General features: G+C 67.2%; 25 protein-coding genes, 1 tRNA gene and 1 riboswitch. Of the genes, 14 read left to right on the top strand and 12 right to left on the bottom strand.

Annotated elements, in window-relative coordinates:
* The first annotated feature begins 181 nt into the window (after window positions 1–181).
* The 3 genes from KDK82_RS27745 (at window position 182) to galU (ending at window position 4,981) form a co-directional block, all read left to right on the top strand.
* Window positions 182–811, top strand: a complete 630-nt coding sequence (locus KDK82_RS27745; protein ID WP_012204140.1) for a VOC family protein — start codon at window positions 182–184, stop codon at window positions 809–811.
* A gap of 146 nt (window positions 812–957) precedes the next feature.
* Window positions 958–3,870: a valine--tRNA ligase gene (locus tag KDK82_RS27740; protein ID WP_088166761.1), complete on the top strand. Its 2,913-nt coding sequence runs from the start codon at window positions 958–960 to the stop codon at window positions 3,868–3,870.
* Between the two features lie 223 nt (window positions 3,871–4,093).
* Window positions 4,094–4,981 (top strand): UTP--glucose-1-phosphate uridylyltransferase GalU, encoded by an 888-nt coding sequence (galU, locus tag KDK82_RS27730; protein WP_012204138.1) that lies wholly within the window; start codon window positions 4,094–4,096, stop codon window positions 4,979–4,981.
* 85 nt (window positions 4,982–5,066) lie between these two features.
* Here the strand turns inward: galU and KDK82_RS27725 are convergent, their stop codons facing one another.
* The 3 genes from KDK82_RS27725 to cysM all read right to left on the bottom strand — a co-directional run bounded on the left by KDK82_RS27725 (window position 5,067) and on the right by cysM (window position 6,906).
* On the bottom strand, window positions 5,067–5,294 hold the full coding sequence (locus tag KDK82_RS27725; protein ID WP_012204137.1) for a sulfurtransferase TusA family protein: 228 nt from the start codon (window positions 5,292–5,294) through the stop codon (window positions 5,067–5,069).
* 26 nt (window positions 5,295–5,320) lie between these two features.
* Window positions 5,321–5,923: an NUDIX domain-containing protein gene (locus tag KDK82_RS27720; RefSeq protein ID WP_088166760.1), complete on the bottom strand. Its 603-nt coding sequence runs from the start codon at window positions 5,921–5,923 to the stop codon at window positions 5,321–5,323.
* Between the two features lie 77 nt (window positions 5,924–6,000).
* Entirely contained in the window at window positions 6,001–6,906 is a 906-nt protein-coding gene (cysM, locus tag KDK82_RS27715) for a cysteine synthase CysM (protein ID WP_017407070.1), read from the bottom strand.
* A 39-nt stretch (window positions 6,907–6,945) separates the two neighbouring features.
* Here cysM and KDK82_RS27710 point away from each other — a divergent pair.
* Window positions 6,946–7,030, top strand: a tRNA-Leu gene (locus KDK82_RS27710).
* 644 nt (window positions 7,031–7,674) lie between these two features.
* Here the strand turns inward: KDK82_RS27710 and KDK82_RS27705 are convergent.
* Window positions 7,675–7,896, bottom strand: coding sequence for a hypothetical protein (locus tag KDK82_RS27705; protein WP_012204134.1), 222 nt, complete (start codon window positions 7,894–7,896; stop codon window positions 7,675–7,677).
* Between the two features lie 256 nt (window positions 7,897–8,152).
* Between KDK82_RS27705 and KDK82_RS27700 the strand changes: the two genes are divergently transcribed.
* On the top strand, window positions 8,153–8,530 hold the full coding sequence (locus tag KDK82_RS27700; RefSeq protein WP_016448957.1) for a CidA/LrgA family protein: 378 nt from the start codon (window positions 8,153–8,155) through the stop codon (window positions 8,528–8,530).
* Window positions 8,527–9,273: an LrgB family protein gene (locus tag KDK82_RS27695; protein ID WP_034391232.1), complete on the top strand. Its 747-nt coding sequence runs from the start codon at window positions 8,527–8,529 to the stop codon at window positions 9,271–9,273. Before KDK82_RS27700 ends, KDK82_RS27695 begins: the two co-directional genes overlap by 4 nt.
* A gap of 120 nt (window positions 9,274–9,393) precedes the next feature.
* Here the strand turns inward: KDK82_RS27695 and KDK82_RS27690 are convergent, their stop codons facing one another.
* On the bottom strand, window positions 9,394–10,341 hold the full coding sequence (locus tag KDK82_RS27690; protein ID WP_088166759.1) for a LysR substrate-binding domain-containing protein: 948 nt from the start codon (window positions 10,339–10,341) through the stop codon (window positions 9,394–9,396).
* A 229-nt stretch (window positions 10,342–10,570) separates the two neighbouring features.
* On the opposite strand from KDK82_RS27690, the gene KDK82_RS27685 reads away from it, so the two are divergent.
* From KDK82_RS27685 to KDK82_RS27675, 3 genes are all read left to right on the top strand, one after another.
* Window positions 10,571–11,767, top strand: a complete 1,197-nt coding sequence (locus KDK82_RS27685) for an acyl-CoA dehydrogenase (protein WP_013803645.1) — start codon at window positions 10,571–10,573, stop codon at window positions 11,765–11,767.
* 172 nt (window positions 11,768–11,939) lie between these two features.
* A complete protein-coding gene (locus tag KDK82_RS27680) occupies window positions 11,940–13,187 on the top strand; it encodes a CaiB/BaiF CoA-transferase family protein (RefSeq protein WP_013803646.1) in 1,248 nt (415 codons plus the stop codon).
* A 137-nt stretch (window positions 13,188–13,324) separates the two neighbouring features.
* Window positions 13,325–14,299 (top strand): tripartite tricarboxylate transporter substrate binding protein BugE, encoded by a 975-nt coding sequence (locus tag KDK82_RS27675; protein ID WP_012204128.1) that lies wholly within the window; start codon window positions 13,325–13,327, stop codon window positions 14,297–14,299.
* A gap of 47 nt (window positions 14,300–14,346) precedes the next feature.
* On the opposite strand, the gene KDK82_RS27670 is transcribed toward KDK82_RS27675, so the two are convergent.
* Entirely contained in the window at window positions 14,347–15,225 is an 879-nt protein-coding gene (locus KDK82_RS27670; protein WP_088166881.1) for a LysR family transcriptional regulator, read from the bottom strand.
* Between the two features lie 117 nt (window positions 15,226–15,342).
* On the opposite strand from KDK82_RS27670, the gene KDK82_RS27665 reads away from it, so the two are divergent.
* Both KDK82_RS27665 and KDK82_RS27660 read left to right on the top strand, forming a co-directional pair.
* Complete coding sequence (locus KDK82_RS27665) at window positions 15,343–15,804, top strand: nucleoside deaminase (RefSeq protein ID WP_012204126.1); 462 nt, start codon at window positions 15,343–15,345, stop codon at window positions 15,802–15,804.
* Between the two features lie 4 nt (window positions 15,805–15,808).
* On the top strand, window positions 15,809–17,044 hold the full coding sequence (locus KDK82_RS27660) for a cyanate transporter (RefSeq protein ID WP_088166758.1): 1,236 nt from the start codon (window positions 15,809–15,811) through the stop codon (window positions 17,042–17,044).
* Window positions 17,045–17,050: 6 nt separating this feature from the next.
* On the opposite strand, the gene KDK82_RS27655 is transcribed toward KDK82_RS27660, so the two are convergent.
* The 3 genes from KDK82_RS27655 to KDK82_RS27645 form a co-directional block, all read right to left on the bottom strand.
* Window positions 17,051–18,274 (bottom strand): sugar transporter, encoded by a 1,224-nt coding sequence (locus KDK82_RS27655; protein ID WP_088166757.1) that lies wholly within the window; start codon window positions 18,272–18,274, stop codon window positions 17,051–17,053.
* Window positions 18,275–18,374: 100 nt separating this feature from the next.
* A complete protein-coding gene (locus KDK82_RS27650) occupies window positions 18,375–18,764 on the bottom strand; it encodes a VOC family protein (protein WP_012204123.1) in 390 nt (129 codons plus the stop codon).
* Window positions 18,765–18,843: 79 nt separating this feature from the next.
* Window positions 18,844–19,497: an NAD(P)-dependent oxidoreductase gene (locus tag KDK82_RS27645; protein WP_012204122.1), complete on the bottom strand. Its 654-nt coding sequence runs from the start codon at window positions 19,495–19,497 to the stop codon at window positions 18,844–18,846.
* Window positions 19,498–19,620: 123 nt separating this feature from the next.
* Here KDK82_RS27645 and KDK82_RS27640 point away from each other — a divergent pair, with 123 nt between their 5' ends.
* Window positions 19,621–20,556, top strand: coding sequence for a LysR family transcriptional regulator (locus KDK82_RS27640; protein WP_088166756.1), 936 nt, complete (start codon window positions 19,621–19,623; stop codon window positions 20,554–20,556).
* Between the two features lie 68 nt (window positions 20,557–20,624).
* Here the strand turns inward: KDK82_RS27640 and KDK82_RS27635 are convergent, their stop codons facing one another.
* Both KDK82_RS27635 and KDK82_RS27630 read right to left on the bottom strand, forming a co-directional pair.
* On the bottom strand, window positions 20,625–21,755 hold the full coding sequence (locus KDK82_RS27635; RefSeq protein WP_013803650.1) for a branched-chain amino acid ABC transporter substrate-binding protein: 1,131 nt from the start codon (window positions 21,753–21,755) through the stop codon (window positions 20,625–20,627).
* Between the two features lie 175 nt (window positions 21,756–21,930).
* Window positions 21,931–22,473, bottom strand: a complete 543-nt coding sequence (locus tag KDK82_RS27630) for a 6,7-dimethyl-8-ribityllumazine synthase (protein ID WP_012204119.1) — start codon at window positions 22,471–22,473, stop codon at window positions 21,931–21,933.
* Between the two features lie 109 nt (window positions 22,474–22,582).
* Window positions 22,583–22,751: riboswitch (FMN riboswitch) on the bottom strand.
* Window positions 22,752–23,029: 278 nt separating this feature from the next.
* On the opposite strand from KDK82_RS27630, the gene KDK82_RS27625 reads away from it, so the two are divergent.
* Together KDK82_RS27625 and KDK82_RS27620 are read left to right on the top strand one after the other, a co-directional pair.
* Entirely contained in the window at window positions 23,030–23,674 is a 645-nt protein-coding gene (locus KDK82_RS27625; protein ID WP_088166755.1) for a hypothetical protein, read from the top strand.
* 97 nt (window positions 23,675–23,771) lie between these two features.
* Entirely contained in the window at window positions 23,772–24,479 is a 708-nt protein-coding gene (locus KDK82_RS27620; RefSeq protein ID WP_088166880.1) for a DUF4124 domain-containing protein, read from the top strand.
* 1 nt (window position 24,480) lies between these two features.
* Here the strand turns inward: KDK82_RS27620 and KDK82_RS27615 are convergent, their stop codons facing one another.
* The gene (locus KDK82_RS27615) at window positions 24,481–25,500 is read right to left on the bottom strand and encodes an SDR family oxidoreductase (protein ID WP_179217984.1); all 1,020 of its coding nucleotides are present in this window, start codon (window positions 25,498–25,500) and stop codon (window positions 24,481–24,483) included.
* Between the last annotated feature and the right edge of the window lie 48 nt (window positions 25,501–25,548).

The following is a 25,548-nucleotide window of genomic DNA, read 5'->3' as shown; positions in this document are numbered from 1 at the left end:
CAGGGGCACGGACCTCCATGAGAAAGCGTGAAGTTACTTGAAGGTCAAGTGCTGCCGGCAACTCGGCACCGCAGGTGAACCAAACACCGTAGCGCGCATATCCCTGCATCCATCGCAACATTTCATTTAGGTAAATTGATTACGAATAGTAGAATCAAAACATCCACCAAGGAGACATTCGATGAACACAAGCGCCCGTCCTGACCTGTCCACGCTGCCACCGCCCGCCGCCGTGCAGCAGCTGCACCACTACGCCTACAAGGCCCGCGATGCCGAGGAGACCCGCCACTTCTACGAGGACATCCTGGGCCTGCCGCTCTATCACATCATCCAGAGCGACTACGTGCCCAGCACGGGCGAGTACTGCCCCTACACGCACTTCTTCTTTCGCCTGAAGGATGGGTCGTTCATCGCCTTCTTCGACATCGGCGATGACGAAAAGGCCCTGCCCTCGCCCAACACGCCGCTGTGGATCAACCACATCGCCTTCCGCGTGGACACCGTCGAGGAACTGGAGAACACCAAGGCCCGCTTGGTGGCGCACGGCATCGAGGTGCTGGGCGTGACCGACCACCACATCTTCAAGAGCATCTATTTCTTCGATCCCAACGGCATCCGCCTGGAGCTGTCGGCCCAGCTGGCCGACGAAGTGCAGATGGCGCGCGAAAGCACCACCGCCCACGCCCGCCTGAACGAGTGGACGGCACGCAAGGAGCAATGGCGCAAGGAACGCGCCGAAGGCAAGGCCGCCCAGCCGCTCAAGCCCCAGAGCAACGACCGGCCCGAGTTCGTCCCCGACGCAGCGGCCTGAATAAAACCCGGCGAACAGGCAGGCGGACGGGGTCGGTAGAATCCCCGTCAAACCGTCATCCATTTCGCATATGCAGACGGCATCCCTTCAACGGATGCCGTTTTCATTTGCCAAACGCCATTCGCACAATTCCCCGCAAGCAAGCCATGAGCGACACCATTGCCCAGCCAGGCCTCGACAGCCTGTCCAAATCGTTTGAACCCGCCGCCATCGAGGCCCAATGGGGCCCTGAATGGGAAAAGCGCGGCTACGGCGCAGCCGGCGTGCGCGGCACGGGCCAGGCAGATGCATCCCAGCCATCGTTCTCCGTCCAGCTGCCGCCACCCAATGTGACGGGCACGCTGCACATGGGCCATGCGTTCAACCAGACCATCATGGACAGCCTCACGCGCTACCACCGCATGAAGGGCCACAACACGGTCTGGGTGCCCGGCACCGACCACGCGGGCATCGCCACCCAGATCGTGGTGGAGCGCCAGCTGCAGGAACAGGGCATCGCCAGCCGCCACGACATGGGCGCGACGCCTCCCGAGGCGCGCAAGAACTTCGTGAGCAAGGTCTGGGAGTGGAAGAACCAGAGCGGCAACACCATCACCGGCCAGATGCGCCGCATGGGCGACAGCGTGGACTGGAGCCGCGAGTACTTCACCATGGACGACAAGCTGTCGTCCATCGTCAACGAGACCTTCGTGCGCCTGTACCAGCAGGGCCTGATCTACCGCGGCAAGCGCCTGGTGAACTGGGACCCCAAGCTGATGTCCGCCGTCTCCGACCTCGAGGTCGAGAACGAGGAAAAGGACGGCTCGCTGTGGCACATCGCCTACCCGCTGGCCGACGGCTCGGGCCAGCTCGTGGTGGCCACCACGCGCCCGGAAACCATGCTGGGCGACGCAGCCCTGATGGTGCATCCCGAGGACGAGCGCTATCAGACGCTGATCGGCAAGACCGTGATCCTGCCCCTGGTGGGCCGCGAGATCCCCATCATTGCCGACGACTACGTGGACCGCGAGTTCGGCACGGGCGTGGTCAAGGTCACGCCTGCGCATGACAACAACGACTACGCCGTGGGCCAGCGCCACGGCCTGCCGATGATCTGCGTGCTGACGCTGACGGCCACCATCAACGACGAGGCGCCCGAGAAGTACCGCGGCATGGACCGCTTCGTGGCGCGCAAGGCCATCGTGGCCGACCTGGACGCGGCCGGCCTGCTGGTCGAGACCAAGAAGCACAAGCTCATGGTGCCCATCTGCACGCGCACGGGCCAGGTGATCGAGCCCATGCTGACCGACCAGTGGTTCGTGGCCATGAACAAGGTCGGCGAAGGCGATGCCACGGGCAAGTCCATCGCGCAGAAGGCCATCGATGCCGTCTCCAGCGGCCAGGTGCAGTTCGTGCCCGAGAACTGGGTCAACACCTACAACCAGTGGATGAACAACATCCAGGACTGGTGCATCTCGCGCCAGCTGTGGTGGGGCCACCAGATTCCCGCCTGGTACGACGAGGACGGCAAGGTCTACGTGGCCCGCACCGAGGAAGAAGCCCGCGCCCAGGCCCCCGGCAAGACGCTCACCCGCGACGAGGACGTGCTGGACACCTGGTACTCCTCGGCCCTGGTGCCGTTCTCCACCATGGGCTGGCCGAACCAGACCGAGGCGGCCGACGATGACTACAACCTCTACCTGCCCAGCTCGGTGCTGGTCACGGGCTACGACATCATCTTCTTCTGGGTCGCCCGGATGATCATGATGACCACGCACTTCACGGGCCGCGTGCCCTTCCGCCATGTCTACATGCATGGCCTGGTGCGTGACGCCCAGGGCAAGAAGATGAGCAAGTCCGAGGGCAACGTGCTCGACCCCGTGGACCTGATCGACGGCATTGACCTGGACACCCTGCTGAACAAGCGCACGCAGGGCCTGCGCCGCCCCGAGACCGCGCCCCAGGTACGCAAGAACACGCAAAAGGAATTCCCCGAGGGCATTCCCGCCTACGGTGCCGACGCGCTGCGCTTCACCTTCGCGGCCCTGGCCTCGCTGGGCCGCTCCATCAACTTCGACAGCAAGCGCTGCGAGGGCTACCGCAACTTCTGCAACAAGCTGTGGAATGCCAGCCGCTTCGTGCTGATGAACTGCGAAGGCCATGACTGCGGCCTGCTGCCCCACACCAAGGAGCAATGCCAGGCCGGCGGCGAGTTCGCGGGCTACATGCAGTTCAGCCAGCCCGACCGCTGGATCGCCTCGCAGCTGCAGAAGGTCGAGGCCGAAGTGGCCAAGGGCTTTGCCGAATTCCGCCTGGACAACGTGGCCAACGCGCTGTATGACTTCGTCTGGAACGAGTTCTGCGACTGGTACCTGGAAATCGCCAAGGTGCAGATCCAGACCGGCAACGAGGCCCAGCAGCGCGCCACGCGCCGCACGCTGATCCGCACGCTGGAGGCCATCCTGCGCCTGGCCCACCCCATCATCCCGTTCGTGACCGAAGCCCTGTGGCAGAAGGTCGCCCCGGTCGCCGGCCTGCCCGGCGAGTCCGTGGCCGTGGCCCGCTACCCCGAGGCCCAGCCCGAGAAGATCGACGAGGCCGCCATCGCCTACGTGGGCCGCATCAAGCAGATGATCGACGCCTGCCGCACGCTGCGCGGCGAGATGGGCGTGTCGCCCGCACAGCGCCTGCCGCTGCTGGCCGTGGCCAGCTCGGCCGACGAGGCACAGTTCCTGCGCACCAATGCCGCCGTGCTGCAAAACCTGGCCAAGCTCAGCGAGGTCAAGGTGTTCGACGACGAAGCCGCCTGGGCCGAGGCCGCCCAGGCCGCGCCGGTCTGCGTGGTGGGCGAGGCGCGCCTGGCGCTGTTCGTGGAGATCGACGTGGCCGCCGAAAAGGCCCGCCTGTCCAAGGAAGCCGCACGCCTGGAAGGCGAGATCACCAAGGCCAATGCCAAGCTGGGCAACGAGGCCTTCGTGGCCAAGGCGCCCCCGGCCGTCATCGACCAGGAAAAGAAGCGCGTGGCCGATTTCGGCGCCACGCTGATCCGCATCCAGGAACAACTCGCCCGCCTGGGTTGACATGGAATCTCCCCCTGAGCGGCTGTGCCGCTTCCCCCTCTCTCGCTTCGCGGGAGGGGGACGACACCCTCGGCGCGGGGCGGCCCTTCCTCGGTGTCCCTGATCTTGGGCTGCGCCAGTTTCATCGTCCGAGGGCATCAAGTCGCACAATGAAAGCTGAGACACTTAGCGAAGAAGACGCAAAGCCGCACGCTTTTTCCATCACCTGAATCCCAAGATTTTCATGAGTAATCAGACCCGTGTCCGCAAAGCCGTGTTTCCCGTTGCCGGGCTCGGCACGCGCTTTCTGCCCGCCACCAAGGCCTCTCCCAAGGAGATGCTGCCCGTGGTGGACAAGCCGCTGATCCAGTACGCCGTGGAAGAGGCCTACGAGGCCGGCATCCGCGACATGATCTTCGTCACCGGCCGCAGCAAGCGCGCCATCGAGGACCATTTCGACACCGCCTACGAGCTGGAAAACGAGCTGGAGAACGCCGGCAAGCAGGCCATGCTGGAGCTGGTGCGCAGCATCAGCCCCGCCGACATGAACTGCCTGTTCGTGCGCCAGCCGCGCTCGCTGGGCCTGGGCCATGCCGTGCTGTGCGCCGAGCCGCTGGTGGGCAACGAGCCCTTTGCCGTGCTGCTGGCCGACGACCTGATGGTGGGCGAGCCCGGCGGCCCCGGCGTGATGGCGCAGATGACATCGGCCTTCCACAAGCAGGGCCGCTCCCTGCTGGCCGTGCAGGAAGTGCCGCTGGAGCAGACCAAGCGCTATGGCATCGTGGCTGGCGAGCCGGCCGGCGGTTCGCTGATGCGCATCGAGAAGATCGTGGAAAAGCCTGCGCCCGAGAAGGCCCCCTCGCGCATGGGCGTGGCTGGCCGCTACGTGCTGACACCGGCCATCTTCGAGGAGATCCGCAACCAGCCCAAGGGCGTGGGCGGCGAGATCCAGCTGACGGACGCCATTGAACGCCTGATGGCCCATGAAGCCGTCTACGCCTTCCAGTACCAGGGCAAGCGCTACGACTGCGGCAGCAAGGAAGGCTTTTTGCAGGCCACGGTGGAACTGGCGCTGCAGCACGAGGATGTGGGCGCGAGCTTCCGCGAATATCTGCAGGGCCTGAGCATCTGAGGCCGGGCCTCAGAGCCGCCCCTGCCCCATGCAAAAGGCCTGCGAAAGCAGGCCTTTTTCTTTGGAGCGAACCGCGTGCAGCCGCTCAGCGCCGGCGCAGGATATGGATGAACTCCGCACCCACGGTCTGCTGCTCCACCAGTTCATTGCCGGTCTGCTTGGCAAAGGCCTGGAAGTCGCGCAGCGAGCCCGTGTCGGTGGCCACCACCTTGAGCAGCTGGCCGCTGTCCAGTTCGGCCAGCGCCTTCTTGGCCTTGAGAATGGGCAGCGGGCAGTTGAGCCCGCGCGTGTCGATTTCCTTGTGAATTTCCATCGGATGCACCTCTTGAGCCTGGGATTCTAGGCGGCATCGCGGCTGAGGCCGGCAGCAGTGTCTTCATCGGAGCGACTCGCTTCAGCCTCCTGGGCCTGCTCGGCACGCTTCCAGAAGTCACGGATCACAGGATCATGCCCCCGGCTGCGCAGCCACTTGGCCAGCGCCATGCCGGTGCCCGAAGGCCAGGCCTGGACTTTCTCGGGCTCCAGCAGGCGGTACTCGAGCAGCTCGGGCGACAGCCGCACCTGGCCGCTAGCGCGCACATGGAAGGCGATGATCACCTGGTTCATGCGCAGGAACTCGTGCACGCTGATCAGCTCCAGCGACTCGGCCTGCAGGCCGGTTTCCTCCGCCACCTCGCGTGCCACGCCCTCCTCGGGCGACTCGCCGGCTTCCATGAAGCCCGTGATCAGGCCGAAGACCTTCTCGGGCCAGGCCGCATTGCGCGCCAGCAGCACCTTGCCGTCCAGCTCCACGATGGCGGCCAGCACGGGCGTGGGATTGTTCCAGTGCGTCCAGCCGCACTCGGGGCAGCGCAGGCGCGATACATCGCCGCCGTCCTCGGCCTGGATCACCCACTGCAGGGGCGTTGCGCAGTGCGTGCAATAGCGGGTTTCATAGTGCATGGGGCTGTTCCTGGTTTTTTGCTGTCCTGGCTCTATGCAAACAGGAAGGCCCGCCGGGTGGCGGGCCTGTCGCTGTGTCAGGCGGGGAAGACGCCCGTGGACAGATAGCGGTCGCCGCGGTCGCAGACCACGAAGACGATGGTGGCGTTGTTCTCGCGCTCGGCAATCTGCTGGGCCACCCAGCAGGCGCCCGCCGCAGAGATGCCGGCAAAGATGCCTTCCTCGCGCGCCAGGCGGCGCGCCATGTCCTCGGCATCGTCTTGCCCGACGAGCACGGTCTCGTCGATCAGCGAGGCGTCATAGATCTTGGGCATGTACTCCTCGGGCCACTTGCGGATGCCGGGGATGCGCGATCCTTCGGCCGGCTGGGCGCCCACGATGCGGATGGCCGGGTTCTTTTCCTTGAGGAACTTCGCCACGCCGGTGATCGTGCCCGTGGTGCCCATGGCGCTCACGAAATGCGTGATCTCGCCGCCGGTCTGCTCCCACAGCTCGGGACCTGTGGTCTCGTAGTGGATGCGCGGGTTGTCGGGGTTGCCGAACTGGTCGAGCACCACGCCCTTGCCCTGGGCCACCATCTGGTCGGCCAGGTCGCGCGCGTATTCCATGCCGCCGCTCTTGGGCGTGAGGATCAGCTCGGCGCCATAGGCCTTCATCGTCTGGGCACGCTCGATGGACAGGTCCTCGGGCATGATCAGCACCATCCGGTAGCCCTTGATCGTGGCGGCCATGGCCAGCGCAATGCCGGTATTGCCCGAGGTGGCCTCGATCAGCGTGTCGCCGGGCTTGATGTCGCCGCGCTCTTCGGCGCGGCGGATCATCGACAGGGCCGGCCTGTCCTTGACCGAACCGGCCGGGTTGTTGCCTTCCAGCTTGCCCAGCACCACGTTGCCACGTTCCTGGCGAGACTGCGCACCGATGCGCTGCAATGCCACCAGGGGCGTGCGGCCGATGGCGTCTTCGATGGTCGGATAAATTTTCATAGCCTCACACTGTGCCATAATTCGCCCCTGCGCTAAGTAGCCCGGGTGGTGAAATTGGTAGACGCAGGGGACTCAAAATCCCCCGCCGCAAGGCGTGCCGGTTCGATTCCGGCCCCGGGCACCAGAGATTACGTAGCCGAAAAAGCAGTCCCCTGCTTTTTCGGCTATTTCTTTTCCGGCCGCTGTCTTCACAGCGTCCGCACAAACCTCAAGCCCCTTTGCATCCAGCCGTGTTCAACGGCTGCACTGCATTTCAAGGCCCTCCAGCCTGCACCGATCCTGCGTCCTCATGCCTTGGGCGGGATGACGCCTGCGCGCTTTTCGCCGCACAGGGCCCAACCTGTGTACAACTTTGGCATCAACCGCCTCTCAAGGCCTGCCAGGCCTGGACCTTGGCCCATGCTGAAGCCTCCTTGAAGCAGCACCATCCCAGCCCGCAGGCAGGGCTGCAGCCCTGCATCAAATTCAGCACCTTCCCTCTGAAAACTGCCACTTGCACCACCGTCATGCAGCCCTTGCCCAGCGCGGGCACCAGCCCGGTGCGCCCACGGCTCGGGCCTGCAAAAGCCCATGAAAAAAGCCACCCTGAGGTGGCTTCCTTTCTCCACAGATCCATTGAACAACCCTGTGGATAATCAGTGAACAGCAAGTGAACGAGGCGTCCAAGTGCTTGCATTCACTGGCCGCAGGCTAAGCTGCCTGCAAATCAGGCAACCTCCAGATCCAAGGGAAAACCCTCGATTCGGAAGGCGCCTGACACACCTCGCCTCAGGCATCCGTGCGGCGGATCTGCGCGCGCCCTGCCGCCGTGATGTGCCATTGATGGCTGCTGTCCACTTCGACCAGTCCACGCTCGCGCAGCCTCTTGGACAGATGCTCGCGCGCCGCGCTTTCCAGCGACACGGGCTCGCCCATCTCCAGCTTCTTGAGCACTTCGAGTTCATCCACCGTCGGCTCGTACACGGGTGCGTGATATGTGGTTTCGGCCATCGCTACTCCTTCGCTATTCAAAGTCTCATGCCCCAGGACTCCAGGGGGCACGGATGCAAACATAGCCTTGGCCCGGGAGCCGCGCAATCGGTGGCCGCACCTTTTTTCGAGTTGTGGGCGATGATTGCACGCTTTGCGGCGGCGTCCCACAGGCGCCAGGGCCAGGCCCCGGCCTGACATCGGGCGATCCACATTCTTGCCGCACCCGCCCCATTGGCCGCTCCCTCACCCATCTGACCCAGGAATTCAGGTTTTCATGCTGTACGCCATCACCGCCTTGTTCGCCTTCCAGTTGCTGGGGGAGGCCATCGTCCAGCTCACGGGGCTGCCGCTTCCGGGCGCGCTCGTGGGCACGCTGCTGCTGCTGGCGGCGCTGCTGCTGCACGGCCGCCTGCCCGAGTCGCTGGAGAAGGCAGCCGGCGTGCTGCTGCAGAACATGATGCTGCTGTTCATTCCCGTCATTGCAGGCGTGATGCTGGAGTTCGACCGGCTGTCGCGCGAATGGCAGCCCTTTGTGATCGCCTGCGTGGCGGGTGCGGCCATTACCTTCCTGGCCACGGCCTTCACCTTCCGCTGGTGCCTGGAGCGCCAGCGCGCCCGCGAAGCGGCTGCCAGCCAGGGAGACAAGGCATGAGCGCGCTCACCACCCACTGGCAAAGCGCCTGGCAGTCGCTGTCCGGCAATGCCTCCACCGCCCATCTGCCCTGGCTGGTGCTGACCATGGCCGTCTACCTGGCGGCCATGGCGCTGTACCGCAGAAGCGGCAACCATCCGCTTCTGATTCCCGTGTTCACGGCCGTGGTCGTCATCGTGGGCGTGCTGCTGGCCACGGGCACCTCCTATGCCAGCTACCGCAGCGGCGTCTCGCTGCTGGGGCTGCTGATCGGCCCGGCCACCGTCGCGCTGGCAATTCCGCTGTACGCCCAGCGCGAGCGCATCCGCGCGCTGTGGCTGCCCATCAGCGTGGCGCTGGCCGTGGGCTGCGTGGTGGCGTTGCTGTCGGCACTGCTGATCGGCTGGAGCCTGGGTGCCACGGTGCAGACGCTGGTGGCGCTGGCGCCCAAGTCGGCCACCATTCCCATCGCCCTGCCCATGGCCGAGCGCTTTGGCGGGCCGGCCTCGCTGGCGGCAGTGGCCGTGGCCATCACCGGCATTGCGGGCACGATGATGGCGCCGCTGCTGATCCGCCTGGTGCGCAGCGATGACCCGGCCGTGCAGGGCTTTGCCCTGGGACTTACAGCCCACGCCATTGGCACGGCACGCGCGCTGCAGGTGAATCCGACCATGGGCGCCTTCTCGGCTCTGGCCATGGGCCTGAACGGCGTGGCCACGGCCGTGGTCATGCCGCTGTGCCTGGCCGTGCTGCCCTGGTTTTGAGCGCGATTGCGGGTTTTCCCCAGAGACACCCCCACAAGCCTGTGGACAAGCGCCGCCAGCAGCAAGGATAAGTCGGTTAAGTGACTGTCATCGTTGAACAATCCAAAGCCTGCTTAATTTTCAGGCAGGCCGGTGCTCCCTGGCGCGCTGCTGCAGCCATGAAGAGAACACGCGCAGGGCGGGCGCGGGCTGCGCATCGGGAGCCAGGGCCGGCGTGACCAGGTAGTAGGCACGGTTGCCGCGCAGCGGCTGCGGGCAGGCAACGATGAGGTCGCCGCGCGCCAGTTCCTGCTCGATCAGCATGGGCGGCATCAGCGCCACGCCCAGGCCCTGGCTGGCCGCCACGGCCAGCATGGAGAACAGCTCCAGCCGCATGCCGTCCAGCGCGCGCGGCGCGGCCACGCCCATGGCATCGAACCACTGCTGCCAGCCGTAGGGCCGCGTGCTTTGCTGCAGCAGCGGCATCCGGGCCACGATGTCCGCCCCCACGGGCAGCCAGGCGCGGCCCGGCTCGCGTGCCTGGGCCGTGGCCAGCAGTTGCGGGCTGCACACGGGCACCACCTCTTCGTCCATCAGCCATTGCGCCTGCACACCGGGCCAGCGCGCCACCTGCTCGGGCGTGCCTGCATAGAGCGCGGCGTCGAACACGGTATCGGCAAACAGGAAGGGCCGCGTCTGCACGTCGATATGCACCGTGACCTCGGGATGCTCACGCGCCAGCTGCGGCAGGCGCGGCAGCAGCCAGCGCGTGGCGAAGGTGGGCACGGCCGCCAGGTTGAGCGGGCCGCCTTCGCCCTGGTGGGCCATGATGTCCAGCGTGTCGCGCTCCAGGCCGTGCAGCCAGCGCGAGACCTGCTGGGCGTACTGCGTGCCCGCCTCCGTCAGCAGCACGCCGTGGCGCGTGCGCCGGAACAGCTGCACGCCCAGGAACTCCTCCAGCGCAATGATCTGGCGCGATACCGCGCTTTGCGTGAGCGACAGCTCCTGCGCCGCACGCGTGTAGCTGATGTGGCGGGCGGCCGACTCGAAGCAGGCAAGGGCTTGGGTGGATGGCAGGGCTCTACGCATATCTCATGAATTCAATGCACTTCAGAGCCTCACATCATAGGGAATAACCCGCAACAACCCATTCATACATGCGTTTTACGCATTCATGGATGAACAAACATCGTTTGCGCCACGCGCAGGCCCGCTTCTAAGATGCGTCGCAACAACGCTCCATGGCCACAGCCTGCCCGGCTTTGGCATATGGCAGCGCCCCGCCCTTGACCTCTTTGTTTTTTGGAGAAACCACGCCATGGCCCGCAACAGCTTCCAATGGGATGACCCCTTCCAGCTCGACCAGCAACTGAGCGAAGACGAGCGCATGATCCGCGACGCGGCCCATGCCTACTGCCAGGAGAAGCTGGCCCCCCGCGTGCTGGAGATGTTCCGCCACGAAAAGTCCGACGTGAGCATCTTCCGCGAGATGGGCGAGCTGGGCCTGCTGGGCCCCACCATCCCCACGCAGTACGGCGGCGCGGGCCTGAACTACGTCAGCTACGGCCTGGTGGCGCGCGAGATCGAGCGCGTGGACTCGGGCTACCGCTCCATGGCCAGCGTGCAAAGCTCGCTGGTGATGGTGCCCATCAATGAATTCGGCACCGAAGACCAGAAGAACAGGTACCTGCCCAAGCTGGCCAGCGGCGAGTTCATCGGCTGCTTCGGCCTGACCGAACCCGACCACGGCTCCGACCCCGGCAGCATGTCCAGCCGCGCCTACAAGGTGGACGGCGGCTACCGCCTCAAGGGCAACAAGATGTGGATCACCAACAGCCCCGTGGCCGACGTGTTCGTGGTCTGGGCCAAGGAAGTGACCGAGGACGGCCATGTGGGCGAGATCCGCGGCTTCATCCTGGACAAGGGCATGAAGGGCCTGTCGGCCCCGGCCATCCACGGCAAGGTGGGCCTGCGCGCCTCCATCACGGGCGAGATCGTGATGGACGACGTCTTCGTTCCCGAGGAAAACGCCTTCCCTGAGGTGCGCGGCCTCAAGGGTCCCTTCACCTGCCTGAACAGCGCACGTTTCGGCATTGCCTGGGGCGCCCTGGGCGCAGCCGAGTTCTGCTGGCACACGGCGCGCCAGTACACGCTGGACCGCAAGCAGTTCGGCCGCCCCCTGGCTGCCAACCAGCTGATCCAGAAGAAGCTGGCCGACATGCAGACCGAGATCACCCTGGGCCTGCAGGCCGCGCTGCGCGTGGGCCGCATGAAGGACGAGCACCAGAACGTGATCGAGATCACCTCGCTGATCAAGCGCAACAACTGCGGCAAGTCGCTGGACATTGCCCGCATGGCGCGCGACATGATGGGCGGCAACGGCATCAGCGACGAGTTCGGCGTGGCCCGCCACCTGGTCAACCTGGAAGTGGTCAACACCTACGAGGGCACGCACGATGTGCATGCGCTGATCCTGGGCCGGGCTCAGACCGGCATCGCAGCGTTCTCGAACTGAAGCTCCCCCTGAGCCGCTGCGCGGCTTCCCCCTCGTTGCACGGCGCCTCTCTACTCGCTGCGCGAGGGAGGGGGACGACACCCTCGCTTTGGGCCGCGCCCGTTTCATGCGAAGCGGGTGATGCATGACCAAGGGTCAGCCGACGACGGCACGACCGCACTTCTGTCTTTCCATGTCCTCCACATCCTCCGCGCCGGCCGCATTGGCTGGCATCAAGGTGCTTGATCTTTCCCGCGTGCTGGCCGGGCCCTGGTGCACGCAGACGCTGGCCGACCTGGGTGCCGATGTGATCAAGGTCGAGCGGCCCGTGGCCGGCGATGACACGCGCCACTGGGGTCCTCCGTTCCTGCCGCGCGACGATGGGCAGGCCACGCAGGAGGCCAGCTATTTCACGGCCTGCAACCGGAACAAGCGCTCGGTCACCATCGACATGTCCACCCCCGATGGGCAGCAGCTGATTCGCCAGATGGCGGCCGGGGCCGATGTGCTGGTGGAGAACTTCAAGGTTGGTGGCCTGGCGCAGTACGGGCTGGACTACGAAAGCCTCAAGGCGCTCAACCCGCGCCTGATCTATTGCTCGGTCACGGGTTTCGGCCAGACCGGCCCGTATGCCGAGCGCGCGGGCTACGACCTCATGGTGCAGGCCATGTGCGGGCTGATGAGCATCACCGGCCATGCCGACGAGGCGCCCGGAGGCGGCCCGCTCAAGGTGGGCGTGGCCGTGATCGACGTGTTCACGGGCCTGTATGCCAGCAATGCCATCCTGGCTGCGCTGCATGCACGCCAGGCCTCGGGCCGGGGCCAGCACATCGACATGGCCCTGCTCGACGTGGGCATGGCCGTGCTGGCCAACCAGGCCGCCGGCTTTCTGGCCACGGGCGAATCGCCGGGCCGCGCCGGCAACATCCACCCCAGCCTGGCGCCCTACCAGGACTTCGCCACGGCCAACGGCAACGTGCTGCTGGCCATTGGCAATGACGGGCAGTTCGCGCGCTTTTGCGCCGCCGTCGGCGAAGCCGGCTGGGCGCAGGACGAGCGCTTTGCCACCAACACCGCGCGCGTGCGCAATCGCCAGGCGCTGCTGGAGCGGATGGTGCCCCTCATGAAGACACGCGGCACGGCCGAATGGATTGCGCTGCTGGAAGACAAGGCCGTGCCCTGCGGCCCCATCAACACCATTGCCCAGGCCTTCGACGACCCGCAGGTGCGCGCACGCGGCATACGCGTCGAGCTGCCGCGCGAGGCCGGCGACGGCATCTCGCGCATCGCCGGCGTGGCCAGCCCCATGCGGCTGAGCGATACCCCGCCCGTGCTGCGCAGCGCACCGCCATCCCTGGGCCAGCACACCGATGAAGTGCTGGGCGAGCTGGGCATTGCGCCCATGGCCATCCAGGCGCTGCGCTCGCGCGGCGTGGTCTGATCGCCAGCGCCGCGCAGCACCGCCTCCACATTTCTCAGCCCAAGCACCGCCATACGAATGTCCTAAAGAATCACGCCCTCCCACCCGTCGGTGCCTCACAACAAACGTCCACAACATCCATTCAAGGAGACAACACCATGACTCACACCTCCCGCATCGCGCTCGCCGGCATCCTCGGCGCCCTCGCGCTTTCGGGCGCAGCCCATGCCCAGGGCTACCCCACCAAGCCCATCAAGCTGCTCGTGCCCTTCGCGGCCGGCGGCACCACCGACCTGATCGCGCGCATCGTCGCCGAGCCGCTGGGCCGTGCCCTGGGCCAGCCCGTGGTGGTCGAGAACAAGGGCGGCGGCGGCGGCAGCATCGGCGCGGCCGAGACGGCGCGCTCCCAGCCCGATGGCTACAGCCTGGGCATCGCCACCGTGTCCACCACGGCCACCAACCCGGCGATCAACCCCAAGATCCCGTACAACGTGCTGACCGACTTCACGCCCATCGTGAACATCGCGGCCACGCCCAACATCATTGCGGCCAACCCCAAGTTCGCGGGCAAGAACTACCAGGAGTTCCTGGCCGAGGTGAAGAAGAACCCCGGCAAGTACTCCTACGCCTCGCCCGGCAACGGCAGCATCACCCATCTGATGATGGAGATGTTCAAGCTGTCCACGGGCACCGACATCACCCACGTGCCCTACCGTGGCAGCGGCCCCGCGCTGAACGACGCCGTGGCCGGCCAGGTTCCGCTGATCTTCGACAACCTGCCCTCGGCCCTGGGCTTCGTCAAGGAAAAGCGCCTGGTGCCCATCGTGGTGGCCGCGCCCCAGCGCCTTGCCGCCCTGCCCGATGTGCCCACCTTCAAGGAAGTGGGCCTGGCCCCCGTCAACCGCATGGCCTACTACGGCATCGTCGGCCCCAAGAACCTGCCGCGCGACATCGTGGACAAGGTCAACGCCGCCACGCGCAAGGTGCTGCAGGACCCCGCCATCAAGAAGCGCATCGAGGAAACCGGCTCGCTGATCGTGGCCGACACGCCCGAGCATTTCTTTGAAGAGATCAAGGCCGAACTGGCGGTCTACAAGGACGTGGTGCAAAAGCAGAACCTGACGATGGATTGAGCCTGCGCGTCACCCACCGACCATCCCCGCCACGGCGGGGATTTTTTTCAGGCTTCGCCAGCGGCAGGCGACAGCAACGCCTCGCACACCTCGCACAGGCGCTCGGCCAGACGCCGGCCCGGCGCCGACAACTGGGCGCGCACATGCAGTGCCACCTCCACATCAGGCACGGAGACGAAGCCGGCCATGCCGTCGAGCAGGCGGTGGCCGGGCCTGACCAGCCTGCGCGGCAGCAGGCTGATGCCCAAGCCCTGCTCCACGGCGGCTTCCAGGCTCACCAGGCTGGCGCTCACATAGGCCAGGCGCCAGCGCCGGCCGGCGGCATCCAGCGCATGCGTCATCTCGCTGCGGTACAGGCCGCCCTGCGGAAATACCACCAGGGGCAAGGGATCCATCCCGTGGCAGGGATGCCGCGCACTGTCTATCCAGGCCAGCGGTTCGGGCCAGCGCGCCATGCCGGGCGTGCTGCCGCTGCGCTGCTTGACGATGGCCAGGTCCAGCTCGCGGGCCTGCAGTTGCTGCCATATCGCCTGCGACAACCCACTGGTCAGCTCCAGGCGCAACTGCGGCTGGCTGCGCGCCAGCGCGCCCAAGGCGGGCATCAAGGCATGGCCGGCAAAGTCCTCTGGTACGCCGATGCGCAGCACGGCCTCGGTGGCGCCAGCCAACTGCTCCACGGCCTCGTCCATGAGGGCAAGGATGCGCTGCGCATAGGCCAGCAGGCGCTCTCCTTCCAGCGTGCATTCCACATGGCGCCCGCTGCGGTCCAGCAGCGTGCAGCCCATTTGCTCCTCCAGCCTGCGGATCTGCTGGCTGACCGTGGACTGGGTCAGGTGCACGCCCTGCGCCGCGCGCGTGAAGCTGCCGGTTTCGGCCACGGCGCAGAAGCTGCGCAACAGGGTGGGATCTATGGAAGAGGGTTGCATGGGGCTTGGGCGGGTTTCAGTGGCTTTGTCACTGCCCAGCATTTGATCATTTAATTTTCCAATTGATGGCCCCCGTCCTAGACTGCGGCCTCAGCTCCCGATTGCCCAGCCATCCCCATGCAAGAACAAGAACACATCCGCCTGCTGCGCCATGCCGTGCAGCTGGCGCACGACAACCGCCTGCGGGGCGGCCGGCCCTTCGGCGCCCTGCTCGCTCGCGAGGGGCAGATCCTGTCCACGGGCGTCAACGAGATCGTGCAAAGCCATGACCCCAGTGCCCATGCCGAAATGCAGGCGCTGCGCGCAGGCACGCGCGCCCAGGCCAACCCCAGCCTGGCTGGCTGCACCATCTACGCCAGCGGCCACCCCTGCCCCATGTGCCTGGCGGCGCTGGTGATGGCCGGGGCCGAGCAGGTCTTCTTCGCCTTCGACAACGCGGATGCCCAGCCCTACGGCCTGTCCAGCGAAGGCGCCTACCAGCGGCTGCGCATGCCGCTGCAGCCGCCACCGCTGCCCCTGACGCGGCTGGACACGGGCATCACGGCGGCCCAGCTGTATGGCAACGCCCCCTGGGCCTGAAGCCATGTCGTCCATTGCGCCTGCACGCACCGAGGCGCCTGCCGCAGCGCACGCCATTCCAACGGCGCTGTGGCTGGCCACCGTGGTCCTGGTCACGCTGAACCTGCGCCCGTTTCTCACGGCCATCGGCCCGCTGGGCCCGCAGATACAGTCCGCCACGGGCATGGATCTGTCCACGCTGTCCTGGCTGACGCTGCTGCCCATGGCGTTGATGGGCGTGGGCGCCTGGCTGGCCCCGGCCGCGCTGCGGCGCCTGGGTCCGCGCCGCGCCGTGGTCGGGTCCTTGGCGGTGATTGCGCTGGGCTGCGCGCTGCGCGTGGCGGGCTCCAGTGCTGCCACCCTGCTGGCCACGGCCGCGCTGTGCGGCGCTGGCGTGGCCCTGGTGCAAGGCGTGCTGCCGGGCCTGATCAAGCGCCAGTCGCCCGCACGCATGGCCCAGATGATGGGGTTGTACTCGGCCGCGCTCATGGGCGGCGGGGCGCTCGGAGCCCAGATTTCGCCGCTGGCCGTGCAATGGGGGCTGGACTGGCGCTTTGCACTGGCGCTCTGGACTGCGCCCGCCCTGCTGGCATTGGCGCTGGCGCGGCATGCGCTGCGCGCGTTGCCAGGCCCGGCGCCCATGGCAGCCCATGCCTCGCAAGACACCGGCTGGCTGCGCCAGCGCCCGCGCACCTGGCTGCTGATGGCCTGCTTCGGCCTCATCAATGGCGGCTATGCGGCCATGGTGGCCTGGCTTGCGCCCTTCTACCAGACGCACGGCTGGAGCCCCGCGCAAAGCGGCGGCCTGGTCGCCCTGCTGTCGGTGGCCCAGGCCAGCGCCGCGCTGGGCCTGCCCGTGCTGGCCGCGCGCCATGCCGACCGCCGGCCATGGCTGGGGTTCACGCTGCTGTGCCAGATCATCGGCCTGGCCGCGCTGGCCTGGTGGCCTGATGCGGCGCCGCTGCTCAACATCGTCATCCTCGGCATCGGCCTGGGTGGGTGCTTCGCCTTGATGATGGTGGTGGCGCTGGACCATCTTCCCCACCCCACGCAGGCCGGTGCGCTCAACGCACTGATGCAGGGCGGCGGCTTTCTGATTGCGGCGCTGGCGCCCTATGTGATCGCCCGGCTGCACCAGTTCACGGGCGGATTCGGCGCCGGCTGGCTGGCCCAGATGGCCGCCGTGCTCGTGGTCTGCGTGCTGGTGTCACGCCTGGCGCCGCAACGCTACGCCCAGGCCATGCGGGCACCCGGCGACTGACCCGCTTCAGTGCGCGGCCTGGAAGCCGGCCGACCAGCGCACGAAGGCCCAGATGCACCAGGCCAGGCCCAGCGCCACCAGGCCGCCGCCGATCCAGCCGATGTTCTGCATGCCCGCATGCATGCTGACCTGACTGCCCAGCAGCGCACCGCCGCCAATGCCGATGTTGAAGATGCCCGAGAACATGGACATGCCCACGTCGGTGGCGTCGGCCGCCAGCTTGAGCACCTGGGACTGCATGGCCAGGGCGAAGCAGATCATGGCGACACCCCAGACCGAGCTCATCAAGTAGAGCGATGCCTCATGGCCCGAGGCCGGCACCAGCATCAGCAGACTGGCCGACAGCACGCCAATGGCGGCCAACAGAAAGCCGCGCGGATGGCGCAGGCCCCACCAGCTGAACATCACGCTGCCCACGATGCCCATGCCGCCGTACAGCAGCAGCACGGCCGTGGTCACCTTGCCCTCGAAGCCCGCGATGTCCTGCACGAAGGGCTCGATATAGCTGTAGGCCGTGAACTGCCCGGTGATCACGACCACCAGCAGGATGTAGATGGACAGCAGCGCCGGGCGGCGCAGCAGCATGGGCACGCTGGCCAGGTTGCCCGCGTTCTCGCTGGGCAGGCGCGGCAGCAGCCGGGCCAGGGCCACCATGACGATGGCGGCCACCCCGCCCACGGCCAGGAACGTCGTGCGCCAGCCCAGCCATTCGCCCACGATGCGGCCCAGCGGAATGCCCAGCACCATGGCCATGGAGGTGCCGGTGGCCAGCAGGCTCAGCGCCACGGCCTTCCTGCCGGGCGGCGCCACGCGCACGGCCAGCGAGGCGGTGATGGACCAGAACACCGCGTGCGACAGCGCAATGCCGATGCGGCTGACCATGAGCGAGGCAAAGCTCCAGGCCACGCCCGACAGCACATGGCTGGCCACGAACAGCGCGAACACGCCCATCAGCAGCTTGCGCCGCTCCACATTGCGCGTGAGCAGCATGAAGGGCAGCGAGGCCAGGGCCACGATCCAGGCATAGATGGTCAGCATCAGCCCGACCTGCTCGGTGGGCATGCCAAAGCTCGCGCCAATGCTGCTGAGCAGGCCCACCGGCACGAACTCGGTGGTATTGAAGACGAAGGCGCCCAGCGCCAGTGCGATCACGCTGAGCCAGGCCTGGGCGGCCGTGGGTGTGGATGACGCGGAAACGGAGCCGGCCGCAGCGGAAACGGAAGGGGGCATGGGGAACGTGGGGCCTTTTTTGTTGCAGCGCAATATTGTGCTGCGCCATGCGACCGCCTGATGTCAGCTGCCGCGCAGGCCCCAGTGCCGCCAGGGGGACTCAGGCTGGAGGCAGGTGGCAGACGGCCTCGATGTTGTGGCCGTCGGGGTCGAGCACGAAGGCCGCGTAATAGTCGTCGTGGTAGTGCGGTCGCAGGCCGGGCTCGCCGTTGCAGCGCCCGCCTGCCGCCAGGGCCGCAGCATGGAAGTCATCGACCATGTGGCGGTTGTCCACGCGGAAGGCCACATGGATGGGCGGCTGGTTGGGCGTGCCCCCGCTGATCCAGAAATCGGGCTTGGGCGGCTCGCCGAAGCCCGCAGTGTCCGTATGGCCCGTGACTTCGGCAGAAAGCTCCATGAGGATTTCATAGCCCAGCGGCGCCAGGGCGCGTGCATAGAAATCCTTGCTGCGCTCGAAGTCCGATACGAGGATTCCCGTGTGGTCGATCATGGCTGTGCTCCTGCCTGTTCATGACGGACACCAGCATGCCATGGAGACCGCTGCGGCACCAGTGGACTGGCGCAGGTGTTCAGTAAGCGACGGTGAAACGCTGGCGCAGGTGCAGGCCCTTGTCCAGCGCGTCGACCAGGGCCACGGCCAGGTCCGCCGCCGAAATCGTGCCGGGCTGGCCATCGGCCTGCATCAGCGGCTCATCCTTGCCCGTGCGGTATTGGCCTGTGCGTTCGCCATGGTCGCCCAGGTGCAGGGCAATGGGCGGGCTCAGCATCGTCCAGTCCAGGCCCTGCTCCTTTTGCAGATCGTTGAGGGCATCGCGGGCAGCCGAGGCGCCGGGCTTGATGGCGGCCGGGAACTCGGGCGTGTCCACCAGTTGCTTGCCGGGTGCGATGTAGAGGCTGCCCGCGCCGCCGACCACCAGGTAGCGCTTGATGCCGGCCGCCTTGGTGCCCGCCACGATGGCGCGCGAGCCGCGCATGAAGTCCTCATAGATGTCGGGATTGCCCCAGCCCGCGTTGTAGGCGCTGACCACGGCGTCCGCGCCCGCCACGGCGCGCTGCACGGCGGCGGCGTCCAGTACATCGGCCTGCACGGCCTGCAGCCGCGGCTGGGCCGCCAGCTTGGCGGGGTCGCGCACCAGGGCCACGACCTCATGGCCGCGCTGCAGCAGCTCCTTCAATACCGCCGAACCCACAAAGCCGGTTGCGCCAATCAATGCCACTTTCATCTTCGGTCCTTTATGGCGCCAGGGCGCCTGTTCACGATGGCATTGAGATTACGCCGTTCACAATGCATGCGGTAGACGGCAATTTTTACCAAGACCTTGAAGTGCAGCTTCACAATACAACCCATGGATGACTACAAACGCATGGCCGTTTTCGCCGCCGTGGTGCAGCACGGCTCCATGAGCGCCGCCGCGCGTGCCCTGGGCATGAGCCCCTCGGCCGTGAGCCAGCAGGTGCGCCAGCTCGAACGCGATGGCGGCGTCACCCTGCTGCACCGCTCCACCCGGCAGATCGCGCTGACCGACACGGGCGAGCGCTACTACCAGCAGTGCGCCGCCATGGCCCAGGCCGCCAGCCAGGCGCGGGCCGAGCTGGCGGCCGCGCGCGACGAGCCCGGCGGCGAGCTGCGCCTGTCAGCCACCGTGGGCTTTGCCCGCCACATCGCGCCGGCCCTGGGCCACTGGCTGGCCCGGCATCCCGCACTGCGCCTGCACCTGGATGTGGACGACGCGCCCATCGACCTCATACAAAGCCGCATCGACCTGGCCTTGCGCTTCGGCCGGCTGGCCGATTCCGGCTGGGCCGCCCGGCGCCTGGGCGCCATGCGCAATTGGCTGTGCGCCTCGCCCGCATGGTTACAGGCCCAGGGGGGCGGCGCGGCCTGGCGCCACCCGGCACCACTGGCCAGCATGCGCTGGCTGGGCCTGGCGCGCGAGGGCCAGGGCCAGGCCCTGCGTGCCGAGGCGCGCCACCCTGACACGGGCGAGACCTACAGCCTGCAGGTGCTGCCGCATGTGGCCAGCAACAACCAGCTGTCCATCCAGCAGATGTGCGAGGCGGGCCTGGGACTGGCCCTGCTGGGCAGCATGGACGTGGCCGACACTGTGGCCGAAGGCCGCCTGGTGCGCCTGCTGCCCGACTGGGACTTCGGCGGCCTCGACATCTGGGCCGTCACCCCGCAGCGCCAGGCCCAGCCCGCCAAGGTGCGCCAGGCCATCGCTGCCTTGCAGGCCTATCTGGCCCGGTTGCCGGGCGTGGTCGATGCGCCGGCCCCGGCCTGAGGATCATGGACAGCGCACGAAAAAAAGCCCGCACGGGGCGGGCATGAAAACGAAGGAAGGACGCTCGCTCAGTCGAGGGCTGTCTTCTGGCCGTTCTTGAACACGCTCAGCGTGTACGAGGGGTTCTTCATCTCGCCGTTCTTCTCGAAGGCGATCTTCGAGGTCACGCCCGAGTAGTCGGCCTTTTGCAGGAAGGGGATGTAGACCTTGGGGTCCCAGGAGTTGGCGCGCTTCATGGCGTCGGCCAGCATCATGGTGGCGTCGTAGAAGTACGGGCTGTAGACCTGGAACTGTCCGGGGTACTTGGCGTCGTAGCGCTTTTTCCACTCCGTGCCGCCGGGCATCTTGGCCAGCGAGGCGCCGCCATCGGCGCAGATCACGTTGTCCAGCGGCTTGGCACCGGCTGCCACCTTGGCCAGCTCGGGCACGCACAGGCCGTCGCCGCCGAAGTACTTGGCATCGTTCAGGCCCAGCTGGGCCATCTGGCGCAGCATGGGGCCGGCCTGGCCGTACATGCCGCCGTAGAAGATGCCATCGGGCTTCTTGGCCTTGATCGAGGTCAGGATGGCCATGAAGTCCGTGGCCTTGTCGTTCGTGAACTCCGAGGCCACGACCTTCACGCCCAGCTTTTCCGCATCCTTCTTGAACACATTGGCCAGGCCCTGGCCGTAGGCCGTGCGGTCATCGATGATGGCCACGGTCTTGAGCTTGAGCGTCTGCGCCGCGTACTTGGCCAGTGCCGCGCCCAGCGCGTTGTCATTGGCGATCACGCGGTAGGTGGTGTTCCAGCCGGGCTTGGTCAGGTCGGGGTTGGTGGCCGCGCCCGTGATCATGGGAATCCCGCAGTCCTGGAAGACCTTGGACGAGGGAATGGCCACGCCCGAGTTGAGGAAGGCCACGGCGCCGGCGACCTTGTCGTCGCACAGCTTCTGCGAGGCGGCCGTGCCCTGCTTGGGATCGGCCACATCGTCCTCGGCCACCAGCTGGAACTTGACCTTCTTGCCGGCGATCTCCATGCCCTTGGCATTGAGCTCGTCGATGGCCATGCGCACGCCGTTTTCGTTGTCCTTGCCGAAATTGGCCTGGGGACCGGACACCGGGCCGATGTGGCCGATGCGGATCACCTGCTCCTGGGCCATGGCCACGCCACCCATGCCGGCCACGACGGCCGCAATACACAACTTCCGGGACATCTTCATCGCGCACTCCTCAGTTGAAACAGGCCGTCACGTTATTCCCGTCATCGCGGCTTGGCAATGCCGCGTGACGGTGCCGCGACACTCGGCACCAACTCAGTGTTTACGAGCATCCGTCCCCACCCAAAGCTGTGCTGGGTGGTGCGCCGCAACCGGCGACGCAGGCGACCCTTGCAACTCAGGCCGCGCGGGCCTGGCCCAGCGCCTGCACCTGGGCCAGCTGGTCCAGGGCCGCCAGGCAGGCATGGGCCACCTCCACGCCCTTCTTCACGAAGTGGGCGCGGAAGAACTCCACATGGTCGCCGTGCTCGTGGAAGTCGCGCGGCGTGAGCACGGCGGAGAACACGGGCACCTCGGTGTCGAGCTGCACGCGCATCAGCCCGTCGATCACGGCCGAGGACACGAACTCATGGCGGTAGATGCCGCCATTGACCACCAGAGCGCAGGCGATGATGGCGTCGAAGCGGCCAGTGTCGGCCAGCTTCTTGGCCAGCAGCGGGATCTCGAAGGCGCCGGGCACATTGAAGTGGCTGATGTTCTGCGCGGCCACGCCCTGGGCCTGCAGCTCGGCCGCCATGGAGTCGCGCGCCTGGTGCACGACATCGGTATGCCAGCTCGCGCAGATGACGGCCACGCGGCTGCGGCCCGCGACGGCCCTCCACGGCGTGCCCGAGGCCGTGCCGTGTGCGGAGAAATTCAAGGAGACAGGAGTCTGATTCATGGTGCTCTTTCAAGATGAGACAAATGAATCAGGGCGCGCGCCATGGCGCCGCATGGCGCGGCGCAGCCCATGGGAAAACCATGGGCATGGCGCCTGCCATGCAGGTGCTGCGCGATCTCTTTCATCCGGACTGTGACCGTCGGCTCTGGCATCTCACCAGATCTGCTGACCCCGGCCGGCCTTGCGGCTTGCCGGGCGCTCGCGGGCTCCTGGACACATGCCGAAAGACAGATCCAGATACCGCCGGTGGGGAATTTCGCCCCGCCCTGAGAACGCTGCTTTGCGGCGCACGGACTGCGCACCGCCAAAGACAGAGGCCATTCTAGCCGCGCCCGCAAGCCATTGCCGCGATCGGGGCGGCAGGCGCCCTTGCGCACCACGCCTGCGCAATTCATCTGGCGACACCTACAGAATATGGGCGAATTGCTATCAAAATAGAAGCTCCGCTGTCGCCCTTGTTGCCTTGCAAGGACGACCCAGGTCAACCAATACGGCCTGTCAAACGTCATAGGAAGAGATCCAGACAGGAAACACGCCTTTGCCCGGACCCCATACCATGCCCCGTTCCAACGCCCCCACCGCGCAGTCACACCAGCAGCGTGACCTGCGCCCCCTGCGCATGCTGCGCCTGCTGGCCGGCCTTGGCCTCGCCGCCCTGGTCTCCGCCTGCGCCGTGCCGCCCGATGGCTACTCGGACATGGGCTCTGGCTACCCCAGCTATCCGACCTACCCCAGCTACCCCTCTGGCGGCGGCGTCATCTACCCCTCCTATCCCACGCAGCCCGCCTATCCCGACAACGGCTGGTACGAGCGCCAGCGACTGCAGCGTGAGCGCGATCGCCTGCAGTACGAGCGCGAGCGCATTCAGCAGGAGCGCAACCGCGACGCCTGGCGCGACCGCCAGGAGCGCGAGCGTGAAATGCGCGAGCGCGACCGGGACCGTGACCGCCAGGCACAGGACCGCGACCGCCAGTTGCGCGAACGCATGCAGGAGCAGCAGCGCCGCGAAGCCGAGCGCCAGCAGCGGGACCGCGAGCGCGACCAGGGCCAGCAGCAACGCGATCGTGAACGCCAGCAACGCGACCGGGAACAGCAGCAGCGTGACCGCGAGCAGCAGCAACGCGCCATCGAGCGCATGCAGCGCGAAAGCCAGGGCGGCGGCAACCCCTACCCCACGCAGGATCCGCGCCACTGGCGTTGAACGGCTGACCAGCGGCATGTCCAGCCCCCTGCGCTCCGCACCATAATCGGCAATGCACCATATCCCTGTGCCGCTTGTGATGGGAAAGGAAACCGCCATGCACCGCATCCAAGACCTTTGCCAGCCCCCGGCGCACGGTCGCCGTTCATCGGCGGCCGTGCGTTGGGCGCTGGCGGCGCTTGTACCGATGCTTGTAACGCTGGTGGTGGCGCTCACCGCAGGCCCGGCCTCGGCCCAGGTCATCCGCTGCACGGACGCCAAGACCGGCCGCGTCACCTACACCAACAGCAGTTGCAAGGACGGCGAAAACCGCGTGCAGGTGCAGGAAGCCCCCAGCCCCGAAGAGCTGGAACGCGAGCGCGCGCAGTCTGCCGCCGCCATAGAGCGCAAGAACCAGCAACTGACCCGCGAAGAGGCCGAGCGCCGCGCGCGCGCCCAGCAGCAGGAGCGCGAGGCGCGCAGCCGGCGCGAGCGCGAGAACTCGGCCCAGCGCGACAGCGGCGACTCCCCTGCCTGCCAGCAGGCGCGCCGCCGTCTGGACACCATCCTGGCCGAGTCCAATCCCGATCCCGCCACCTGGGGCCCGCGCAGCCAGGCCGCCCAGCAGCAAATGGAAATGGCCTGCCTGGGCCCCAAGGCCTATGAGCAGCTGCAGCAATCGCGCGCATTGCAGCCCAATGCCATCAACCGGCCGTGGATCGTCGGGCGCCCCGTGCCGCCGCAGCCGCTGCCGCCTTCGGCACCCATCTCGCACTGCAACGTATTCCGTTGCTACGACACCAACGGCGGCATCCATCCGCGCTGATTCACGCGCGCAGGCCCTGCTCCACGGTGGGGTAGCGCAGGCGCAGGCCCAGCTCGGCCTTCAGGCGCTGGTTGCGCAGGCGGCGAGACTCCCCCATGAAGCTCAGCAGGCTGGCCGGCAGCTCGCGCTGTGCCTGCTCGCGCGTGATGCGTGCGGGGCGCGGCAGGCCGTAGAGATCGGCCGCAAAGTCGAAATAGTCCCCCATGCGCAGCTGCGTATCGTCGCTGGCGTGGTAGATGCGCTGCGGCCGGCCGCGCCACAGTGCCCGCACGCAGGCGCGGGCCAGGTCGTCGGCATGGATGTGGTTGGTGTAGACATCCTCTGCCGCGCACAGCAGGGGCGTGCCGCGCAGCAGGCGCCCGCGCGGCGTGCCGTTTTCCCGGTCCGGCGCATAGATGCCCGGGATGCGCAAAATGCTGGCGCGCAGCCCGCCGCGCCCGGCAAAGCGCACGGCACGCTCGGCGTTCACGCGGCGCTGGGCACGCGCCGTGGCCGGTGCAGGCGGGCGGCTTTCGTCGATCCAGGCGCCCTCGCAGTTGCCGTAGACACCGGAGGTCGAGCCATAGACCAGGCTCGCCGGCCGGCCGCGACGGCGCAGCACGCGCAGCAGGGCCGTGGTGCGCGGGTCCAGCCACCAGCCCTCTTCGCCAGTGGGCGGATTGGGTGGCGGCGCCAGGTGGACGACGCGCGTGGCCAGGCCGGCCAGACGGCGCAGCGTGGCTGGTGCGTCCAGATCGCCCAGCAGCGGCGTGATGCCGCGCCCGCGCAGATCCTGCAGGCGCTCGGCACCACGCGTCAGGGCCAGCACGCGCGGGCCCCGTCGTGCGACGCCGGAGCGTGCGCCGGGCGCGCCCGCCAATGCACCAGCCACGCGCAGCCCCACGTCGCCGCAGCCGACGATGAGCACGCGTTCGCGTCGAAAGCGCGCCGGCAGCGCGCCCAATGGGTTTTGGTTTGAGGGCAAAATCCTGGCCTGTTGCGAGGGCGGCCAGCCGCGCGCCGCCGGTCGCGGCAGCGGCATGTCCGTCCGGGAAAGAAGATCGCCGGCGCGCTCCACGCGCCCGCCAGC

Origin of the sequence: Delftia sp. K82, from assembly GCF_002193035.1 — a bacterium.
GTDB lineage: Bacteria > Pseudomonadota > Gammaproteobacteria > Burkholderiales > Burkholderiaceae_C > Comamonas > Comamonas acidovorans.
The sequence above is the reverse complement of the archived record's forward strand: the minus strand, read 5'-3'. Positions and strand labels throughout refer to the sequence as shown.

Coding starts and splice junctions, on each gene's coding strand:
- KDK82_RS27635 (WP_013803650.1), bottom strand. CDS start 21,755: ATGAAGATGTCCCGGAAGTTGTGTATTGCGGCCGTCGTGGCCGGCATG.
- KDK82_RS27700 (WP_016448957.1), top strand. CDS start 8,153: ATGCTGTACGCCATCACCGCCTTGTTCGCCTTCCAGTTGCTGGGGGAG.
- KDK82_RS27670 (WP_088166881.1), bottom strand. CDS start 15,225: ATGCAACCCTCTTCCATAGATCCCACCCTGTTGCGCAGCTTCTGCGCC.
- galU (WP_012204138.1), top strand. CDS start 4,094: ATGAGTAATCAGACCCGTGTCCGCAAAGCCGTGTTTCCCGTTGCCGGG.
- KDK82_RS27650 (WP_012204123.1), bottom strand. CDS start 18,764: ATGATCGACCACACGGGAATCCTCGTATCGGACTTCGAGCGCAGCAAG.
- KDK82_RS27680 (WP_013803646.1), top strand. CDS start 11,940: ATGTCCTCCACATCCTCCGCGCCGGCCGCATTGGCTGGCATCAAGGTG.
- KDK82_RS27625 (WP_088166755.1), top strand. CDS start 23,030: ATGCCCCGTTCCAACGCCCCCACCGCGCAGTCACACCAGCAGCGTGAC.
- KDK82_RS27645 (WP_012204122.1), bottom strand. CDS start 19,497: ATGAAAGTGGCATTGATTGGCGCAACCGGCTTTGTGGGTTCGGCGGTA.
- KDK82_RS27725 (WP_012204137.1), bottom strand. CDS start 5,294: ATGGAAATTCACAAGGAAATCGACACGCGCGGGCTCAACTGCCCGCTG.
- KDK82_RS27705 (WP_012204134.1), bottom strand. CDS start 7,896: ATGGCCGAAACCACATATCACGCACCCGTGTACGAGCCGACGGTGGAT.
- KDK82_RS27745 (WP_012204140.1), top strand. CDS start 182: ATGAACACAAGCGCCCGTCCTGACCTGTCCACGCTGCCACCGCCCGCC.
- KDK82_RS27685 (WP_013803645.1), top strand. CDS start 10,571: ATGGCCCGCAACAGCTTCCAATGGGATGACCCCTTCCAGCTCGACCAG.
- KDK82_RS27615 (WP_179217984.1), bottom strand. CDS start 25,500: ATGCCGCTGCCGCGACCGGCGGCGCGCGGCTGGCCGCCCTCGCAACAG.
- KDK82_RS27690 (WP_088166759.1), bottom strand. CDS start 10,341: ATGCGTAGAGCCCTGCCATCCACCCAAGCCCTTGCCTGCTTCGAGTCG.
- KDK82_RS27740 (WP_088166761.1), top strand. CDS start 958: ATGAGCGACACCATTGCCCAGCCAGGCCTCGACAGCCTGTCCAAATCG.
- KDK82_RS27630 (WP_012204119.1), bottom strand. CDS start 22,473: ATGAATCAGACTCCTGTCTCCTTGAATTTCTCCGCACACGGCACGGCC.
- KDK82_RS27620 (WP_088166880.1), top strand. CDS start 23,772: ATGCACCGCATCCAAGACCTTTGCCAGCCCCCGGCGCACGGTCGCCGT.
- KDK82_RS27660 (WP_088166758.1), top strand. CDS start 15,809: ATGTCGTCCATTGCGCCTGCACGCACCGAGGCGCCTGCCGCAGCGCAC.
- KDK82_RS27695 (WP_034391232.1), top strand. CDS start 8,527: ATGAGCGCGCTCACCACCCACTGGCAAAGCGCCTGGCAGTCGCTGTCC.
- KDK82_RS27640 (WP_088166756.1), top strand. CDS start 19,621: ATGGATGACTACAAACGCATGGCCGTTTTCGCCGCCGTGGTGCAGCAC.
- KDK82_RS27720 (WP_088166760.1), bottom strand. CDS start 5,923: ATGCACTATGAAACCCGCTATTGCACGCACTGCGCAACGCCCCTGCAG.
- cysM (WP_017407070.1), bottom strand. CDS start 6,906: ATGAAAATTTATCCGACCATCGAAGACGCCATCGGCCGCACGCCCCTG.
- KDK82_RS27675 (WP_012204128.1), top strand. CDS start 13,325: ATGACTCACACCTCCCGCATCGCGCTCGCCGGCATCCTCGGCGCCCTC.
- KDK82_RS27655 (WP_088166757.1), bottom strand. CDS start 18,274: ATGCCCCCTTCCGTTTCCGCTGCGGCCGGCTCCGTTTCCGCGTCATCC.
- KDK82_RS27665 (WP_012204126.1), top strand. CDS start 15,343: ATGCAAGAACAAGAACACATCCGCCTGCTGCGCCATGCCGTGCAGCTG.